Origin of the sequence: Geobacter sp. AOG2 (assembly GCF_019972295.1) — a bacterium.
In the GTDB taxonomy this organism is placed as follows: domain Bacteria; phylum Desulfobacterota; class Desulfuromonadia; order Geobacterales; family Pseudopelobacteraceae; genus Oryzomonas.
Genome location: NZ_BLJA01000001.1, coordinates 101,647 through 118,484, shown reverse-complemented (window position 1 = coordinate 118,484; position 16,838 = coordinate 101,647). Strand labels below are relative to the sequence as shown.

Annotated in this window: 17 protein-coding genes; 10 read left to right on the top strand and 7 right to left on the bottom strand. The window is 62.7% G+C overall.

Annotated features, from left to right (window positions below):
• The first annotated feature begins 47 nt into the window (after positions 1-47).
• The 10 genes from LDN12_RS00545 to LDN12_RS00500 all read left to right on the top strand — a co-directional run bounded on the left by LDN12_RS00545 (position 48) and on the right by LDN12_RS00500 (position 9,888).
• Positions 48-575 carry a gamma carbonic anhydrase family protein gene (locus tag LDN12_RS00545; protein ID WP_223920631.1) on the top strand — a complete coding sequence of 176 codons (528 nt, stop codon included), beginning with the start codon at positions 48-50 and terminating at the stop codon, positions 573-575.
• The gene (locus tag LDN12_RS00540) at positions 575-1,459 is read left to right on the top strand and encodes a DMT family transporter (protein WP_223920629.1); all 885 of its coding nucleotides are present in this window, start codon (positions 575-577) and stop codon (positions 1,457-1,459) included. Before LDN12_RS00545 ends, LDN12_RS00540 begins: the two co-directional genes overlap by 1 nt.
• A 28-nt stretch (positions 1,460-1,487) precedes the next feature.
• Entirely contained in the window at positions 1,488-1,967 is a 480-nt protein-coding gene (locus tag LDN12_RS00535) for a YbaK/EbsC family protein (RefSeq protein WP_223920627.1), read from the top strand.
• 14 nt (positions 1,968-1,981) lie between these two features.
• On the top strand, positions 1,982-2,911 hold the full coding sequence (rarD, locus tag LDN12_RS00530; protein ID WP_223920625.1) for an EamA family transporter RarD: 930 nt from the start codon (positions 1,982-1,984) through the stop codon (positions 2,909-2,911).
• Positions 2,895-4,241: an Nramp family divalent metal transporter gene (locus LDN12_RS00525; RefSeq protein ID WP_223920623.1), complete on the top strand. Its 1,347-nt coding sequence runs from the start codon at positions 2,895-2,897 to the stop codon at positions 4,239-4,241. The genes rarD and LDN12_RS00525 overlap by 17 nt, the downstream gene beginning before the upstream one ends.
• Before the next feature lie 4 nt (positions 4,242-4,245).
• Entirely contained in the window at positions 4,246-5,151 is a 906-nt protein-coding gene (locus tag LDN12_RS00520) for a universal stress protein (protein ID WP_223920621.1), read from the top strand.
• A gap of 241 nt (positions 5,152-5,392) precedes the next feature.
• On the top strand, positions 5,393-6,151 hold the full coding sequence (locus tag LDN12_RS00515; RefSeq protein ID WP_223920619.1) for a GPMC system MBL fold metallohydrolase: 759 nt from the start codon (positions 5,393-5,395) through the stop codon (positions 6,149-6,151).
• A gap of 88 nt (positions 6,152-6,239) precedes the next feature.
• A complete protein-coding gene (locus LDN12_RS00510) occupies positions 6,240-8,075 on the top strand; it encodes a TIGR04442 family protein (RefSeq protein ID WP_223920617.1) in 1,836 nt (611 codons plus the stop codon).
• Between the two features lie 162 nt (positions 8,076-8,237).
• Positions 8,238-8,792, top strand: coding sequence for an acyloxyacyl hydrolase (locus tag LDN12_RS00505; protein ID WP_223920615.1), 555 nt, complete (start codon positions 8,238-8,240; stop codon positions 8,790-8,792).
• 52 nt (positions 8,793-8,844) lie between these two features.
• Entirely contained in the window at positions 8,845-9,888 is a 1,044-nt protein-coding gene (locus LDN12_RS00500; protein ID WP_223920613.1) for a hypothetical protein, read from the top strand.
• Positions 9,889-10,047: 159 nt separating this feature from the next.
• Here the strand turns inward: LDN12_RS00500 and LDN12_RS00495 are convergent, their stop codons facing one another.
• The 7 genes from LDN12_RS00495 to LDN12_RS00465 form a co-directional block, all read right to left on the bottom strand.
• The gene (locus LDN12_RS00495) at positions 10,048-11,400 is read right to left on the bottom strand and encodes an MATE family efflux transporter (protein WP_223920611.1); all 1,353 of its coding nucleotides are present in this window, start codon (positions 11,398-11,400) and stop codon (positions 10,048-10,050) included.
• A 95-nt stretch (positions 11,401-11,495) separates the two neighbouring features.
• Positions 11,496-12,398 (bottom strand): flagellar hook-associated protein FlgL, encoded by a 903-nt coding sequence (flgL, locus tag LDN12_RS00490; protein WP_223920609.1) that lies wholly within the window; start codon positions 12,396-12,398, stop codon positions 11,496-11,498.
• A gap of 11 nt (positions 12,399-12,409) precedes the next feature.
• A complete protein-coding gene (gene flgK / locus LDN12_RS00485) occupies positions 12,410-13,801 on the bottom strand; it encodes a flagellar hook-associated protein FlgK (protein WP_223920607.1) in 1,392 nt (463 codons plus the stop codon).
• Positions 13,801-14,280 (bottom strand): flagellar export chaperone FlgN, encoded by a 480-nt coding sequence (gene flgN / locus LDN12_RS00480; RefSeq protein WP_223920605.1) that lies wholly within the window; start codon positions 14,278-14,280, stop codon positions 13,801-13,803. Before flgN ends, flgK begins: the two co-directional genes overlap by 1 nt.
• A 28-nt stretch (positions 14,281-14,308) precedes the next feature.
• Positions 14,309-14,692, bottom strand: a complete 384-nt coding sequence (locus tag LDN12_RS00475) for a rod-binding protein (RefSeq protein WP_223920603.1) — start codon at positions 14,690-14,692, stop codon at positions 14,309-14,311.
• Between the two features lie 52 nt (positions 14,693-14,744).
• Complete coding sequence (locus tag LDN12_RS00470) at positions 14,745-15,839, bottom strand: flagellar basal body P-ring protein FlgI (protein WP_223920601.1); 1,095 nt, start codon at positions 15,837-15,839, stop codon at positions 14,745-14,747.
• 207 nt (positions 15,840-16,046) lie between these two features.
• Positions 16,047-16,718 carry a flagellar basal body L-ring protein FlgH gene (locus LDN12_RS00465; RefSeq protein WP_223920599.1) on the bottom strand — a complete coding sequence of 224 codons (672 nt, stop codon included), beginning with the start codon at positions 16,716-16,718 and terminating at the stop codon, positions 16,047-16,049.
• Positions 16,719-16,838: the final 120 nt, after the last annotated feature.

The window sequence follows — 16,838 nt, the reverse complement described above, 5'->3', positions numbered from 1 at the left end:
CCGAGTGGGTATACTTCTGCCCTCACCACCAGTCAGCGGAGGACGAAATGATTCGACCGTTCCAGGGCATCCACCCCAAGATCGACCCTACAGCTTTCGTGGCCGAGACCGCCGTGGTCATCGGCGACGTGGAGATGGGCCCCCAGAGCAGCATCTGGTACAACTGCGTGGCTCGCGGCGACGTGAACCACATCCGTATCGGCGCGCGCAGCAACGTGCAGGACCTGACCATGCTGCACGTCACCCACAAAAAGCATGCCGACGACCCCGGCGCGCCGCTGATCATCGGCGACGATGTCACCATCGGCCACAGCGTTACCCTGCACGGCTGCACCCTGCATGACGGCTGCTTCATCGGCATGCAGGCCATGGTGATGGACCGGGCCGTGGTAGGCGAGGGCGCCCTGGTGGGAGCGCGGGCTCTGGTCACCGAGGGCACCGTCATCCCTCCCCACACCCTCTGGCTCGGTTCTCCGGCCAAGTACAAGCGCGACCTGACCCCGGACGAGGTGGCCTGGCTGCGCAAATCCGCCGACAACTACGTGAAGTACGCCCTGCAGTATATGAACGACTGATGCCGAGACCGGCCCTCAATCCCTACCTGGCCGTGATGGCCGCCGTGGTCGCGGTCTCCTTTTCGGCGCTGTTCGTGCGCCTCGCCACGGCGCCGCCCCTGATCATCGCCACGTACCGCCTGCTGTTCACCTTTCTGGCGCTGGCTCCCGTCACCCTGCTGAAAAAGGGCGCGCTGACCGGGCTCGACCGGCGGCAGGTGGCGCTCTCGGCCTTGAGCGGCCTGTTCCTGGCCCTGCACTTCGTGACCTGGTTCACCTCCCTGGGCTATACCAGCGTGGCCAGTTCCACGGTGCTGGTGACCCTGCAACCGGTCTTCGTGGTCATAGGTTCGCTGCTCTTCTTCAAGGAACACATTCCGCGCCTGGCCGTCGTGGGAGGGGTGCTGGCCCTGACAGGGGGCCTCATCATCGGGGCCGCCGATTTTCAGGTCGGCCCGCGGGCGCTGGTGGGCGACCTGCTGGCGCTCGTGGCGGCCGTCATGGTCTCCGGCTACCTGCTGATCGGCCGCAGGCTGCGCAAGGACACCCCCCTGGAGGGATACACCTTTGTGACCTACGGGACCAGTTCCCTGTTCCTGGTCGGCACGACACTGGTCACCCGGACCCCCTTCACCGGCTACCCGACCCGCGACTGGGTTCTTTTCCTGGCCCTGGCCCTGGTCTGCACGGTCATGGGGCACACGGTCTTCAACTGGGCGCTGAAGTACGTCCAGGCCTCGGTGGTTTCGGTCAGTATCCTGGGCGAACCCCTGGGAGCCATACTATGGGCCGCCGTTTTCCTGGGCGAACCCCCGACCCTGCGACAGATGGCGGGCGGGGCGGTCATTTTCAGCGGCCTGTATCTCTTCACCAGGGTGACGGCGCGCACCCCGCAGCCGGCCTGACATATTCGAAGAAGGAAGGAAACCATCCATGAACGATGAACTCAGCCCCAGCGCCCGCAAGGTGCAGGAGGCCCTGGAGACGGCCGGGGTTCCCTGCCGGGTCCAGGAACTGGCCGCCAGCTCCCGCACCGCCGCCGAAGCGGCCGAAGCGGTCGGGTGCGACGTCGGCCAGATCGTCAAATCGCTGATATTCAAAGGACGCCATTCGGGGAACCCGGTGCTGGCCCTGGTCAGCGGCAAGAACCGGGTCGACGAGGCGCTCCTGGAAGCTGCCTGCGGCGAGCCGGTCGGCAAGGCCGACGCCGCCTTCGTCCGGGAGCGGACCGGTTTCGCCATCGGCGGCATCCCCCCCCTGGGACACCTGGAACCCCTTTCCCCCGTCATCGACCGGGACCTTCTGGAATACCCCGAGGTCTGGGCCGCGGCCGGCACCCCCCACGCCCTGTTCCGCATAACGCCGGCCGACCTCCTGGCCGTCACCGGCGGCCGGCCGGCGCCCCTGTCCTGAGCCGGGGCCGCACCATGCCGCCATCCGCCCCGCCACGGCAGGAACCGCTCCGCCAAGGTCTGGTCTACGGCCTGCTGGCCTATCTGGTCTGGGGCTTTTTCCCGGTCTACTTCAAGGCGCTGCACGATATCCCGCCCCTGGAGGTGGTTTCCCACCGCATCGTCTGGTCGGTCCTCTTCCTGCTGGTCCTGGCGGCCGCCGCGGGCCGCTGGGGCGAGGTCAGGGCGGCTTTCGCCTCCCGCCGGGTGCTCCTGACCCTGGTCGGCTCCACCACCCTGATCACCGTCAACTGGCTGGTGTTCATCTATGCCGTGGAGCAGGGCCAGGTGCTCCAGTCCAGCCTGGGATACTTCATTACCCCCCTGGTCAACGTCCTCCTGGGCATGGTCTTTCTGCGGGAACGGCTGCGGCCGCTGCAAATGATCAGCCTGCTCCTGGCGGTTGGCGGGGTCGCCCTGCTGACGGTCCGGGTCGGGACCGTGCCCTGGATCTCCCTGGCGCTGGCCGCATCCTTCGGCCTCTACGGCCTGCTGCGCAAGACGGCCTCCGTGGAGGCCCTGGCCGGCCTGCTGGTGGAGACCCTCCTGACCGGGCCTCTGGCGCTGGCATACCTGCTCTGGCTGGGCGCGCACGGCCAGGGGGCCTTCCCGTCGGCCGTGGCCAAAGGCGCCCTGTGGCTCCCCCTGGCCGGCATCCTGACCGCCACGCCGCTCGTGCTCTTCGCCGCGGCGGCCCGCAAGCTGCGGCTGGCCACCATCGGCTTCCTGCAATACCTGACCCCCAGCCTGCATTTCGCCCTGGCCGTGCTGGTCTACGGGGAGCCGTTCACCCCCACGCACCTGGTGACATTCATCTTGATCTGGAGCGGCCTGGCGCTCTATACTGCCGATGCCGTCCGCACATTCCGCAATCCGGCGGCACACCGCGATGCAGACCAAACCTGACCGCGGGGAAACGGTCCCCATTATGGGAGAAGAAACCCCACCGCCCGTCCGCGAATCGAACGATTCCCGGACCGTCCAAACGGCCCTGGATATCCTGGACGGCCAGTCGCGCCCAAACCGGCTGACGCGCCTGATGCCGTTTTTGGGGCCGGCCTTCATCGCCAGCGTGGCCTACGTGGACCCGGGCAACTTCGCCACCAACATCCAGGGGGGCGCCCAATTCGGCTACCTGCTGGTCTGGGTGATCGTGGCCAGCAACCTCATGGCCATGCTCATCCAGACCCTTTCGGCCAAACTCGGCATCGCCACGGGCATGAACCTGGCCGAACAGTGCCGGGCCCACTTCCCCCGCCCGGTGGTCTTCGTCATGTGGGTCCTGATGGAGTTCGTGGCCATGGCGACGGACCTGGCCGAATTCCTCGGCGCCGCCCTGGGCTTTCAACTCCTTTTGGGCGTACCGCTGTTTGCCGGCGCCCTGCTCACCGCCCTGGCCACGGTGCTGATCCTCGGCCTGGAACGTTACGGGTTCAGGCCTCTGGAGGCGGTCATCTCGGCCATGGTCGGGATGATCGCCCTCTGCTACCTGCTGGAGACCATCATCGTCAAGCCCGATTGGGGCCTCGTCGCCTACCACGCCATCGTACCGCAGTTCTCCGGGGCCGAGAGCGTCCTTCTGGCCTCGGGAATCCTGGGGGCCACCGTCATGCCCCACGCCATTTTCCTCCATTCCGCCCTGACCCAGGGGCGTATCGTCGTCCGGGACAAAAAGCGGTTGCAGAGCCTGTACCGGTTCGAGATCGCGGACGTGGTCATCGCCATGGGCATGGCCAGTTTCGTCAATGCCGCCATGCTGATCATGGCGGCCGCCACGTTCCACTACTCGGGGCACGCCGCCGTCGGCACCATCGAGGAGGCCTACCGCACCCTGGAACCGCTCCTGGGATCATCGGCCAAATGGATCTTCGGCCTCTCGCTGCTGCTCGCGGGGCTATCGTCGTCCACCGTGGGCACCAGCGCGGGGCAGGTGATCATGCAGGGCTTCATGCAGCGGCACATCCCCATCTGGCTCCGGCGCCTGGTGACCATGGCGCCTTCACTGGCCGTCATCGGCATGGGCCTGGACCCGACCCGCACCCTGATCGTCAGCCAGGTGGTGCTCAGTTTCGGGCTCCCGTTCGCGATCATCCCCCTGGTCATGTTCACCCGCCGCGCCGACATCATGGGCGAGTTGGTCAACAAACGCATCACAACGGTCCTGGCCGGCATGATCGCGGGGGTCATCCTCGCGCTCAACGCCTACCTCCTCTATAAAACGCTGATAACGGGGTGATCCCATGTTCAAACACATCCTCGTACCTTTAGACGGCTCGGTCCTGGCCGAGGCGGCCCTGCCCGCCGCCGCTTTTCTGGCGGCCCGGTTCGACGCGCGGGTCACGCTCTTCCATGTGGTGGAGAAAAACGCCCCCAGCGAGGTCCATGGCCAGCCGCACCTGAGAAATGCGGAAGATGCCGCAACCTATCTGCAACTCCTGGCGCAACGCGCCTTTCCGCCGGAGATAACGGTGGACCGCCACGTCCACGCCACGGAAGCGGACGATGTCGCCGGCAGCATCGTCGCCCATGCGGACGAGCTGGAGCACGACCTGGTGGTCATGTGTTCCCACGGCCGCGGCCAGGCCCTGCACCTGTTTCTGGGGAGCATCGCCCAGAAGGTCATCGCCATGGGCGCACGCCCGGTCCTCATCACCCACCCGGACGAACAAGGCGGAGCACCGCCCTTTGCCTGCCACAACATCCTGGTCCCCCTGGACGGAGAACCCGGCCATGCGGAGGCCCTGCCGGTTTCGGAGGAGATCGCCCGGGCCTGCGACGCGGCCCTGCGCCTCGTGATGGTCGTTCCCCGTTTCGCCTCCCTGTCGGGTGCGGAAAAGGCCTCCGGCAGAATGCTCCCCGCCACCACCGCCCGGATTCTGGAAATGGCGTCCCAGGATGCGCGGGAGATCTTCCGGGAACAACTGGAATCCCTGCACAGACGGGGTTTTACGGCAAGCGCCCATGTGTTGCGGGGCGACCCGGCGAAAACGATCGCAAAGGCCGCCGACAACGCCAGGGTGGACATCATCGTTCTGGCGACCCACGGGAAAACCGGCATGGAGGCGTTTTGGGCCGGGAGCGTGACCCACAGGGTCTGCACCCTCACCAAGGTCCCGCTGCTCCTGGTCCCCCTCGAACGGGCGTAAGCCCCCCCGGCATCCCCCCAGGGAAGCGGCGGGCATGGGCGGCCGGCCGGAAATCCGCCTTGCCTGGCCGGGGGATTTCTGTTATTTTTCGTGCACCTTATCCCGGTTTCACATCAATGACGACATCAAGGCGGCGAGGATCGAGGCGACGAAGGCGTACAGGCCGTACGTTGGGGAGCCGAAGACAAGCCAACGCAGATGCCGCTTCGATTTGGAACCGGAATTACGGAAAGGACGCTGTATGAAGGTAACCATCCTGGGAAGCGGGACATCGACCGGGGTTCCCATGGTGGGATGCAGGTGCCGGGTATGCAGTTCCGACGACCCGAAGGACCGGAGGACGCGGGCTTCCCTGCTGATCCGGCACGCAGGGCGGAACATCCTGGTGGACACCTCCACCGATCTGCGGCGGCAGGCCCTGCGCGAAGGCCTGGACAGGGTCGACGCCGTCCTCTTCACCCATCCCCATGCCGATCACGTCAACGGCATCGACGACCTGCGCGGTTTCCATTTTTTGCACAAAGAGGTCATTCCCTGTTATGCCTCCCCGGCAACCTTCGAGGTGGTGCTGGCGGGATTCAGGTACATTTTCGCCGAACTGGACGGATCGGGCTATACCCCGCTTCTGTCGGCCCATGAGGTCTCGGACCCCTTCGAGCTGTTCGGACTGACGGTCGTCCCGGTGCCCCTGGAGCACGGCAAGAGCAGCGCCACCGGCTTCCGCATCGGGAGGTTCGCCTATCTGACGGATTGCAGCGCCATTCCCGACAGCTCCCTCCGGCTTCTGGAAGGGCTCGATGTGCTGGTCATGGACGGACTGCGCTGGACTCCCCATCCGTTCCATTTCAACATCGAAGCGGCCATTGCCGCGGTGGAACCGATCAGGCCGGGGCGCGTCATCCTCACCCATCTGACCCACGAAGTGCTTCACAGCGAGCAGACCAGGCTGCCGCCCGGTTTCGAATTCGCCTGGGACGGCCTGGAGTTCGATGTAAGCTGAATCCGTGAGCCTGAACGGTGGAGCGGGCGGAACCGTGAAGGCGCCGCGGATTCGGGTTATATGGGCAATTGCCATTGGAGAGGGAGTTATGCACAAGGACATACGGCTTCACGGGCAGGTCGGCGACCATGTGGAATATTTCGTCATGGTGGTCGGCAACGACGCCTATCAGCGCTACTTCTTCAACATCGTCCAGGAGGAGGACCACCTCCGCATCTTCTCGCCGGGCAACGAGTTCATCATCGCCCCGGAGGGGATCAGCTACCAGGGCAACGGCGGCTATTTCTGCGAATACATGTTCGGGGTCGACCAGCCCTCCTCCGACCTGGCCAAACCGGACATCATCAACCGCCTGGTCATGTACGGGGCGCGCTCCGACGACAAGGGCTCCATCCGCTTCAGCGACCGCACCCACGGGGAAGAGAGCTTCGAGAATATCTTTTTCGAGGGAAACGCCGTCTGCAACTACTACTTTTTCGTCCACTCCAACCAGCTCTCCCGCAAACTGAAATACCAGCAGGAAGAGTTGGTCAAGAGTCTCGGCAAGATCGTCAAACGCTCCGGATCGGTGGGCGACGAGCGGGACGACGCCCTCATCTCCCATATCTTTCCGCTGCTCAAGGACGAGGCCGCCCAGCTCTTCATCATCAAGCTGATCGACCGTCACCATCGCGAATACCGCGATCTCTTCAAAAGCCTTTACTACCGCAACAAGAAGATCGCCGACGACGATTTCGCCCGCCTGGTCAAACTTGCCGCCACCTACCGGATCGACCGCTACCAGCAGGAGCGCATGCGCATCGACGCCATGTACCGCCATCCGTCCAACAAGCGCATCGTGGACGAATACCGCAACATCCTTCTGGCCTGCAACAGCAAGGGGGAGATCAGCCCGCTGGACAACGCCCGCCTGACCCGGCTCAAAACGCTGTCGGTGCGCAACAAGATCCCCGGCGCCCTCTTCTACACCCTGGACGAGATGCTCAAGAAGGGGCGCAACCTGGTCCATCGCAAGGAGCAGGACTACATCGCCGCCACCCGCGAGGTGCTGGAGGGGTTCTTCCTCAAGGAAAAGCAGATCGAGAGCCATATCGACCGCGAGGACATGCTCAACCTGGTCAAGGCCAAGAAAAAGGCCGTGGAAAACCGCGATCATTCCTTCGATCAACTCATGCTGGACGCCAGCAAGGAGTGCGACGAAAAGATCCGCGACGGGGCCGATCCGGGGTTGATGGACGGGTTTTCCTACGTCATCACCTATCTGGACCGTTTCGACAGCGTCTCGAACCTGGTCAGCCAACTGGCCTTCATGGAGAACGTGCGCATCAGCGAGGAGATGCTCCAGGGGCTCTTGGAGCACAAGGCCGCCTTCGACAACCTCAAGGAGGGGTGCTTCGATGAGCTGTTCATCCGCGAGCTGTTCCAGAACGCCTATCTGGGCCGCTTCGGGCGCCGCAAGGTGACCGCCCTGCTGGAAGGGCTCAACGCCGTGGAGAGAGGGACCCGCATCGAGGAACTGCACAAGCGGCTCCAGGAGATCGACCAGGAAGAACGTATTTCATCGGTTCTCCTGGAGCATGTGCGCGACCGGATCCGCAACTTCTACTCCAAGTTCACCACCAGGGCCGATCAGGAGGCGCTGCGCCGGGAGGTGGTCGAGGAGTTGAAGAACAAAAGGCTCCTCAAGGCCGATATCCCCGACCACCTCTTCCACGAAACCATCTTCACCATCAAGAAGGAGGCCATGTACCTCCATTCCCTGTTGCCCCAGATCATCACCGAGCGTAATGTGGGGCTGCGGGAGGATTTCCTGGAGAACTCCGGCCTCGACCGTTTCTACGTGGAGGAGCTGGAACGGGAATACTACGAGAAGAACGGCTTGGACCTGGAGGGGCTGTACCAGATCAGGAAAGGCTTGAGCTAGGGACAAAACGACGCCGGGGCACTTTACTCTTCATTAAACCGCGGTACAATCATAATGAAGATTGTACGCAGGCTGAAAAACAATCTTGCATATCGCCGTATTTCCCCAGAACCAATGCAACGTTGCGGTTGTCTTTTCCCATGGGCCGACGAGGAGGGCGCTGTGGCGGGAAATCTCGTCGTCATTTTTTTACTCGTGTTTCTTCTTCAAAACCCTTGGCAGGCTTTCTGTGCGGATGCGCCGGCGGGGTGGAATGAAGTCGGCCTGAGGATGGGCCTGCAGGCTGACCGCAAACTGGAATATTTTCATCAGTACGAACTGTTCGCGGTGTACGGACTGCCCTGGAATTGGCGGTCGTCTTCAGGCTGGGGGCTGTTCCCGCAGCTCAACGTGTCCGCCGGCGCCCTCCATTCGGCGCGGGCAACCGGTTTCATAGGTTCCATGGGGACCGGTCTTGTCCTCGACAACCCGTATTTCGGCCTGGCCCCGGAGGTCGGCATCAATGTCAACATAATGGACAGAAGCCGGTTTGGGGATCAGGATTTCGGCAGCATCCTTCAATATGGCGCCTATATGGGCCTTTTTTATCGCTTCGCCGACGGGCTCAAGATCGGTTACCGCTTGCAGCACATCTCGAACGGGCATATTTTTTACAGCACCGGGACCCCCAACCCGGGCCTCGATACCCACGTGATCGGAGTAAGCTGGACCTTTTAGCTGTCGCGTCGCCATCATTGGAGATGAGCCTGTCACGCTCAAAAATCATCCTATGCCGGATCTGCCGCACAAAATAGCCGCCGACGCGCCGGCCGGGCGTTATGCCTTCCTGTCGAGGCAGATCTTCCGGCTGGCCCTGGCACTGGTCCTGCTGGCACTAAGCCCGCCCGCCCTGCGGGCGCAGGAGCTTTATCTCCTGGGCGGTCTGCTGCAAAATGCGAATGACGGCAAGGACTCCTACGCGTGGCAACTGGAATACATCGAAGGTCTGGGAGAAAATTTCGGCCTGGGGGTATCATACCTGAACGAGGGGCACGTGCCGGGGCATCACCGTGACGGCAACACCCTCCACCTCTGGGCGCGCACCAACCTGCTGGACCGGAAGCTCTCCCTGGCGGCCGGTATCGGACCGTACTACTTTTACGACACCTTGCCGGCAAAAGCCGGCACCTCCTACCAAAACGACCATGGCTGGGGCATGATCTTCAGTTCCGCGGCCACGTGGTACACGGATAGCCGCTGGCTGTTGCAACTCCGCGCCAACGTGGTGGAAAATTTCGCCACGTTCAATTCCTTTTCCGTCCTCGCGGGCATCGGATACCAGCTCGAAGCGCCTGCCGTGCCGGGTCCCGTGGACAAGGCGCCGCTCCAGGACCGGGAAAAAACGAAAAACGAATTCACCCTCCTTTTGGGCCAAACCATCGTGAACAGCCTGGAATCGCAGAAATCGGTCGCCCTGGCCGTCGAATACCGCCGTCGCGTCCGGCGGTATGTGGACTGGAGTGCAAGTTGGCTCTACGAGGGCGATAATCGCCTCTTCCGCCGCCACGGCGTGGCGAGCCAGTTGTGGGCCATCAGGGAGTTCTTCGACGACCGTTTCACCGTCGGCATCGGCGGAGGGGCGTATTTTCCCCTCAGCATGCGCGCGGCAAGCCGGCACTTCGGCGTCGACAGGAGCGTGTGCGGCATAGTGACCCTGACCTCAAGCTATCGCTTCCTCCCCCGATGGGACGCGCGCGTGTCCTGGAACCGCATCATCACCAGCTACAACCACGACACGGACGTGATCCTCGGGGGTATCGGCTACCGGTTTTGAGCAACGTGCCTGCGATTTTGGGATCAGTGGCATTATCAGGCTGTTCAAAAATAGTCAGATCGTCGCACCCGCAGAAAGACCCGCGGAGGCGTAGCAGCGCTACGCCGCACAAGGTGGCTTTCGAGGATGGCGGCGAGATGGCTGTTTTTCAACAGCCTGTTATACAATCGCGCCGTGCAGGTCCCGCTTGTGATACCGCCAGGCAAAGGCCGCCCCCCGGAAGTACCAGTCGATCAGGAACACCCCCCACACGGCGTACAGGGAGAGGTGCAGCCATTCGGCCGCCACCCAGGACAGCGCCACCCGTATCCCCCACATGGCCACCAGCGTGGCAATGAAGACGTAGAACGTGTCCCCCGTACCCCTTAAGCTGCCGGCATAGACGAAGGAGATCGCCAGCGGCACTTGGGCAAAGGCCACCAGCCTCAGGAACATGCTCCCCTTTTCGATGACGTCGGCGTCATGGGTGAACAGCCCGATCAGGAAGTGGGGGGCGCAGAAAAAGAGCAGCGCCATGAGGGTCATGACCACCACGGCCAGGCGAAGCGCCTCGTTGTGGCTGATACGGGCGCGGCGCAGTTTGTTGGCCCCCAGGGCCTGCCCCATGAGGGTGGCCGCGGCGATGCCCATGCCGGCGCCGGGCATGAAGGAGAGCGATTCGATGGAGAGCCCGATCTGGTGGGCGGCGTAGGCGCTGGTGCCGTAACCGATGATGAAGCTCGAGTAGAAGAGCTGGCCGCTCTGCTGGGCGACACGCTCCAGGGCCACCGGCCACCCGATCCGCCAGATCCTGCCGAACAGCGGGCCGTCCGGCCGGCCGAACGTGAGATAGCGCTTGCGCACCGCCTGGACCAGCAGGTAGGCACAGCCGATGAATTCCGAGCTGTTGATGGCGATGGCCGCCCCCTTGACCCCCAGCGCCGGCAGGCCGAACCTGCCGTAGATCAGCGGCCAGGCCAGGGCGACGTGCAGGATGTTGACCAGGATGACGGCCTTCATGGGCGTCCGGGTGTCCCCGGCGCCCTGCATGATGGCGGAAAGGATATTGAGGCCGGTCGTCCAGATCAGCCAGAGGAACACGAGACGGATGTAGTCGGCCGCCAGGGCCTGGACATCGGCGGCGACGCCCATCATCCGGGCGATATCCCCTCCCCAGACGGCGCCCGCCACGGTACAGACCGCGGTCATGGCCAGGCAGGCGAGGCAACTCGCGAAGGCGGCCCGGCGCGCCTCCTCGCGTCTCCCGGCGCCCCACAGATGGGCGATCACCACCGTCGCCCCGGTGGCCAACCCCCAGAACACGGTCATGGTGACGAACATGAGCAGTTGGCCCAGCCCGGTGGCGGCGATGGCCGCGGCCCCCAGACCGCCGGTCAGAAAGATGTCGACGATGGAGACCAGCCGCTGGAACAGGGAGGAGAGGAGCACCGGCATGGAAAGGCGAAAAACGTCGCGCCGGATGGAGACCGGCTTATGGCGGCGCGAAAGGGCTTTGAGTGGACGGCGGGACATGGTTCTTTATAGAGTTCGCATCAAACAAGGTCAAGGCCTTCGAATAAAAAAAAGCGGGACCTCCCGGCCCCGCTTGGCGAACTCCCCGGTGCGGATTACAGGTAATTCAGCAACGACATTTGGGAGATCTTGGCCGTTGCGGACAGGGCGGCGCTGTAGGCGGTCTGCTGCTGGGCCAACTGCACCCCCACCGTGGCCAGATCGACCTCCTGGATGTTACTGGCGATGTTCTGCAACGTCGTCTTGTTGTTCGTGTTCATTTTGGTCATGCTGTCGAGCCGCGTCATCCGGGAGGCCAGGTCGATCTGGGCGTTGGTGACCTGCTGGGCGCCGGCCTCCAGATCCGTCGCCCCCTGCTTCATGGCGGTCACGTCGTTCGCGTTCACCGCTGTGATCAGGTTGTCCAGGGTCCCCAGGATATCCGTCGAGCCGTAGCTGGGGCTCGAACCGACGCCCTTAAGAACCCGGTCGCCGGTTATGTTCATGGCCTGGGTGGAATTTTGGGCCACCTCGATATTGACCTGGGTGCCGTCGCCGGCATAGGTGTTGTTGGTGGTGTTGAAGGGGGGAGTGGCGCTGGTGGTGCCCCCGAAGATGTACCGGCCGTCCGCCGACTGGGTGTTGGCCATATCGACGATCTGTTTCTTGAGCGTGGCCAACTGGTCGCTGACCGTCTGGCGTTGCGTTGCGTCGCTGGTGCCGCTGCTGATGCTGTCCACGAGCGATTTGGCCTGGGTGATGAAATCGGAGATCCCGGTCAGGGCCGTACTGGTAGTCTGCATGAAGGTGGAGGCCTTGGTGATGTTGCTGTTATACTGGTCGGTTGCCTTGAGCCTGTCGGCGATGTCCAGAAGGACCCCGGCCGAAGCCGGATTATCGCTGGGGGTGTTGATGTTCTGCTGGGATGTGGACAACTCCTGCAATTTGCTCAGATTGGCAAGGTTCTGCTGGAGGTTGTAAATGGCATTATTGGCGGTCATGTTTGTGGTGATGCGCATGGCGGTAGCTCCTAGCTTATGAGTCCTAAGACCGTATCCATCATTTCGGTCGCAGTGGTGATGATCTTGGAGGAAGCCTGGTAGGAACGCTGAAAGGTAACCAGGTTGGTCAGTTCTTCGTCCAGCGATACGCCGGAATTGGATTCGCGCAGCGTACTCAGCTGATTGCTGAACGCCTCGTCCCGGGATACGGTGTTCTTGATCGACTGGACATCCAGGCCGACCTTGCTGACCAGGCTGTTGTAGGCGCCGCTGAAGGTCGACCCCGCCATGGTGGAGGTGTCGTTCAGCAATGCGGCCATCGCCAGGGCGTTGCTGTTGTCGCTGGAATTGGCGGCGCTTCCCGCCGCCGCGGCCGCGATCTGGCTCGTGCCGGTGATGGCCGGGTTGATGGCGATGGTCGCCGCGCCGGTGGCGGGGCTGAACAGGGCGATGCCCGCGGTGCCGGTCAGGTCGGCCCCTGCCTGCTGCTGGGTGTTGACCTTGGAGGCGATGGCGGTTGCCAGGGCGTCCACCTGGCTCTGGTAGTCGGGGATGATCGTATCGCGCAGCGCCAGGGTCGCCCCCAGCACCCCTTGGGTCGGTGCCACCACTGCTGCTGCGGCCCCGCCGGCAGGCGTCAGGTTGACGTCGTACAGGCCGGTGGCGGCATTGGTGGTCAGGGAGAACGACCCGGCCTGGGAGCCGGTCACCAGGGCGGCGCCGCCGTCCGCGAACTTGATGTCCGTGGTCCCGTCGCTGTTTTCCGTGTAGGTGATGCCGACCTGCTTGGAGAGGTCCTGGACCAGCAGGTCCCGCTGGTCCTTCAGCTCGTTGGCGTTGCCGTCGGCCATCTGGGTCGTTTTGATCTGGCCGTTGAGCTTGGCGATGCTGTCCAGGGTCGCATTGATACTGTCGGTCGTGGAAACGAGCGAGGTATTCTGGGCGGTGACGGTGTTGCTCAAGGTCGTGCTGACGGAATTGAAGTTGTCCACCAGGTTCTGGGCACTGGTCAGGACCGCCTGGCGCTCCGCCGTGCCGGTCGGGTTGAGGCTCAGATCCTGCCAGGAGGCGAAGAATTTGGAAATCGCGTCGCCTAAGCCGTTCGTGCCGACCTCGTTGAAGGCCGGCTCGATCTGCTGCAGGACGGTGGACTTGGTCGTATCGTAGCCGAGGGTGGTCTGGGCGGTGACCATCTGTTGCTGCAACAACCCGTCATAGTAACGCTGCACGCCGGAGACCGTGACGCCGGTTCCGAGGGAAAAGCCGTTGACCGTGCTCTGCGGGGCGGTTTCCAGAATGGCCCGCTGGCGGGAGTAGCCGGGGGTATTGACATTGGCGATATTTTCGCCGGTGACCTCGGTGGCCACCTGATACGCGGCGATACCGCTCCTGCCGATCTGCATAATCGAATTAAGACTCATCACGCCTCCTTGTTGATCATGACCGCCCCCGACGCACGCTGCTGGTAACCGCCCGAGGCACCGTACACGCTGGACTGGTTGATGAGACGGGTTAAAAAGTTCAGCGTCGTGGTGGCGGTGGCCGCAAACCGTTCCGCAATCTCGCGGTTCATGGCGGCGCGCTCCTGAACGCGCCGGGCGGTGGCGTTCAGTTCGCGGTACAGCCGCGGGATCTCCTTGTGCGCCGTTTTGGCAACAACGGCCCCCAGGGTTGCGTCCGCGGCAAGCCCCAGCTCGAGAGCGGCCGTGGCGATCGCCTGGCGAAGCGCCCCGGTATGGGCCTCGATGCGTTCGGTAAGCTCCTCCCTCATCCGGTTCACTTCGGCCATGGCGTCCAGGTTCATGTCGCCAAGCTCCCGCGTTTCCCGTTCCAGGAGGCTGTAAAGCTCTTCCAGCAGGTGCAGCTGGATCGTGAGTATCTCCGACAGCGTTTTATCCATAGGTGTCATCCCCGAACCACGGTACTGCCTACTCTTGCGGGTCCGTTTTCTTGACGGGCCGCCGGCTTTCCTGGCGAATGATGTCCTTCTCGATGATGGGCGCCAAACCCAGACTGCCCTGCTTGGCTGCGGCTGTGGCATACTCCTGGTCCAGCAGGGAGCGGTACACCTCTTCGCCGTGGCCGCCGTTAATCAGTTTGTCCTTGCCGACCGTTGCCCGCATGGATTTCATCATCATGCCCACGAAAAGGGCTTCAAAGTCCTGGGAGACCTTGTGGGCCTGCTTGAGCTGTTGCTCGCTCATGCCGCCCGCCTTGCCGCCGGCCGTCTGCCGTTGCAGTTGCCGCGCCTTTTCGGCGGCGGCGGTATCGGTGTCGGTCGTTATCTGGGAGATGCCGATATCCATAGCCATTCTTTCTTATCGCCATATCGGCCGGCTTCTTGAGTAACCGGCCCAAATAAAACTAAATGATGGAAAGATCCGCCTGAAGCGCCCCCGATGCCTTGATGGCCTGGAAAATGCCGATCAGGTCGCGGGGGGTTACCCCCAACTGGTTCAGGGCGCGCACGACATCGCCGATGCTGGCGCCTTCCGGCATGACCATCAAACGGCGCGACTCCTCGGTAACCTTTACCTCGGTCCGGGGCACGGTCACCGTTTTGCCGCCCGTGCTGAGCGGCGCCGGCTGCGACACCTGCGGCGTCTCCTTGATGACCAGGGAAAGATTGCCGTGGGACACCGCCACCGTGGAGATGCGGACATTCTCGCCCATGACGATGGTGCCGGTCCGTTCGTTCAGCACCACCTTGGCCTGATTATCCGGCCGCACCTCGAGGGTTTCCAGGGCGGCCACGAAATCGACGGTACGGTTGGCGTAGTTTTCCGGAATCCGCAGGATCACCGAGCCGGGGTCGGTGGTTGTCGCTATGGTCGAGCTGAACTTGCTGTTAATGACGGCCTCGATGCGGGCGGCGGTGGTGAAATCCGCCTTGTGCAGATTGAGACGCAGGGTCGTTTTACCCGCCAGGACATTGGGGAGTTCCCGTTCCACGAGCGCGCCGTTGGGAATGCTGCCGGCCGTGGGATGGTTCTTCTGGGCGCTGGCCGCCTGCCCGCCGAAGGCAAAGGAGTTGGTCAGCACCGACCCCTGGGCAACGGCATACACCTGATTGTCGCCGCCCCGGAGCGGGGTCATGATCAGGGTGCCTCCGGCGATGCTCTTGGCGTCGCCCAGGGAGGAAACCGTGACATCCAGTTGGTTCCCCTGCTTGGTGAAAGGCGGCAATGTCGCCGTTACCATGACCGCAGCCACGTTCTTCAACTTGATGGAACCGACGTTGGTCGTAATCCCCATCCGCTCCAGCATGTTGACGACGGACTGGATATGGATCGAGGCCTGGTCGCTGTCGCCGCTGCCGTTGAGGCCGACAACCAGCCCGTATCCCACCAACTGGTTCTCGCGCACGCCTTCGAACGAGGCGATGTCCTTGATGCGGATGGCATGGGCGTTGGAGGCCAGGAACAGGGCAGCTATCAGGAAAAAGAGTGTTCTTTTCATTTCACATCACCTTTGAGCACTAACACGCTGTTGAAAAACTCAGGTTGTTCAAAAATAGTCAGATCGTCGCACCCGCAGAATGCCCTTCGTGCGGCGTATAATTATGCGTGAGCATAATTATCGGTGACGGAGCGATAGCGTAGTCATCCCGCTTAGCGGGACGCCGATAGGCGCTAAGATGGCTGTTTTTCAACAACCTCCTAAACCTTAGAAAGGCCAGACCTTGTCGATGATATTCATCAGCCATCCCGGGCTCTGGCGGTCGGAGATGATCCCCCGCCCGGCATAGCTGATCTTCGCGTCGGCAACGAAAATGGAGTTGACGGTATTGTCCGTACTGATGTCGCGGGTTCTCACGGTACCGGTCAGGATGATCTCCTGGTCCTCGTTGTTGACCTTGATGTTGCGGCGCCCCTCGATAAGCAGGTTGCCGTTGGCAAGCACGTCGATCACCTTGGCGGAAATGGTTGCCGTCAGGTTCTCCTGGCGCGACGTGGAGCCGGAACCGGCGTACTTGGAATCGACGTTGGCATTGATCAATTGACTCAGATCCATGTTGTTTTTGAGTATGCCGGCCTTTTCCAGACCCAGAAAATTGGGCATGCCGGCATTGATCGACGTACTCCGCCCCGTGCTGGTGCTGGCCTGTTTGGACGCGCTGGCCGTCTCCGAGATGACGATGGTGATGATGTCGCCCCGGCGGTAGGCCTTGAAATCCTCGGTAACGCTCCGGGAGGCCGCCTGCCAGATCGAACCGCTGGAATAATCCAGGGGCGCTTTCTGGATCTGCTCGTCGAGGCTTGCAGTCCTGACTTCGGTTTTCTGCGTTGCGCAGCCGGCGCACAGCAGTACCAGAAAAAGACATATATTCCGCTTCATACTTCGTCCTCTTCTCCCGTACATCCGGGAGGTTGTTGAAAGGCTCGGGTTGTTCAAAAATAGTCAGATCGTCGCACCCGCAGTATAATCGCCTCCGGCGATTATCGGTGACGGAGCGTC

What these genes read in the sequence shown, in the direction of transcription:
- LDN12_RS00495 (WP_223920611.1), bottom strand. Translation starts at nt 11,400, where the DNA reads ATGTCCCGCCGTCCACTCAAAGCCCTTTCGCGCCGCCATAAGCCGGTC.
- LDN12_RS00465 (WP_223920599.1), bottom strand. Translation starts at nt 16,718, where the DNA reads ATGAAGCGGAATATATGTCTTTTTCTGGTACTGCTGTGCGCCGGCTGC.
- LDN12_RS00520 (WP_223920621.1), top strand. Translation starts at nt 4,246, where the DNA reads ATGTTCAAACACATCCTCGTACCTTTAGACGGCTCGGTCCTGGCCGAG.
- LDN12_RS00540 (WP_223920629.1), top strand. Translation starts at nt 575, where the DNA reads ATGCCGAGACCGGCCCTCAATCCCTACCTGGCCGTGATGGCCGCCGTG.
- LDN12_RS00475 (WP_223920603.1), bottom strand. Translation starts at nt 14,692, where the DNA reads ATGGCTATGGATATCGGCATCTCCCAGATAACGACCGACACCGATACC.
- LDN12_RS00510 (WP_223920617.1), top strand. Translation starts at nt 6,240, where the DNA reads ATGCACAAGGACATACGGCTTCACGGGCAGGTCGGCGACCATGTGGAA.
- flgL (WP_223920609.1), bottom strand. Translation starts at nt 12,398, where the DNA reads ATGCGCATCACCACAAACATGACCGCCAATAATGCCATTTACAACCTC.
- LDN12_RS00535 (WP_223920627.1), top strand. Translation starts at nt 1,488, where the DNA reads ATGAACGATGAACTCAGCCCCAGCGCCCGCAAGGTGCAGGAGGCCCTG.
- LDN12_RS00545 (WP_223920631.1), top strand. Translation starts at nt 48, where the DNA reads ATGATTCGACCGTTCCAGGGCATCCACCCCAAGATCGACCCTACAGCT.
- flgN (WP_223920605.1), bottom strand. Translation starts at nt 14,280, where the DNA reads ATGGATAAAACGCTGTCGGAGATACTCACGATCCAGCTGCACCTGCTG.
- LDN12_RS00525 (WP_223920623.1), top strand. Translation starts at nt 2,895, where the DNA reads ATGCAGACCAAACCTGACCGCGGGGAAACGGTCCCCATTATGGGAGAA.
- LDN12_RS00500 (WP_223920613.1), top strand. Translation starts at nt 8,845, where the DNA reads ATGCCGGATCTGCCGCACAAAATAGCCGCCGACGCGCCGGCCGGGCGT.
- flgK (WP_223920607.1), bottom strand. Translation starts at nt 13,801, where the DNA reads ATGAGTCTTAATTCGATTATGCAGATCGGCAGGAGCGGTATCGCCGCG.
- LDN12_RS00515 (WP_223920619.1), top strand. Translation starts at nt 5,393, where the DNA reads ATGAAGGTAACCATCCTGGGAAGCGGGACATCGACCGGGGTTCCCATG.
- LDN12_RS00470 (WP_223920601.1), bottom strand. Translation starts at nt 15,839, where the DNA reads ATGAAAAGAACACTCTTTTTCCTGATAGCTGCCCTGTTCCTGGCCTCC.
- rarD (WP_223920625.1), top strand. Translation starts at nt 1,982, where the DNA reads ATGCCGCCATCCGCCCCGCCACGGCAGGAACCGCTCCGCCAAGGTCTG.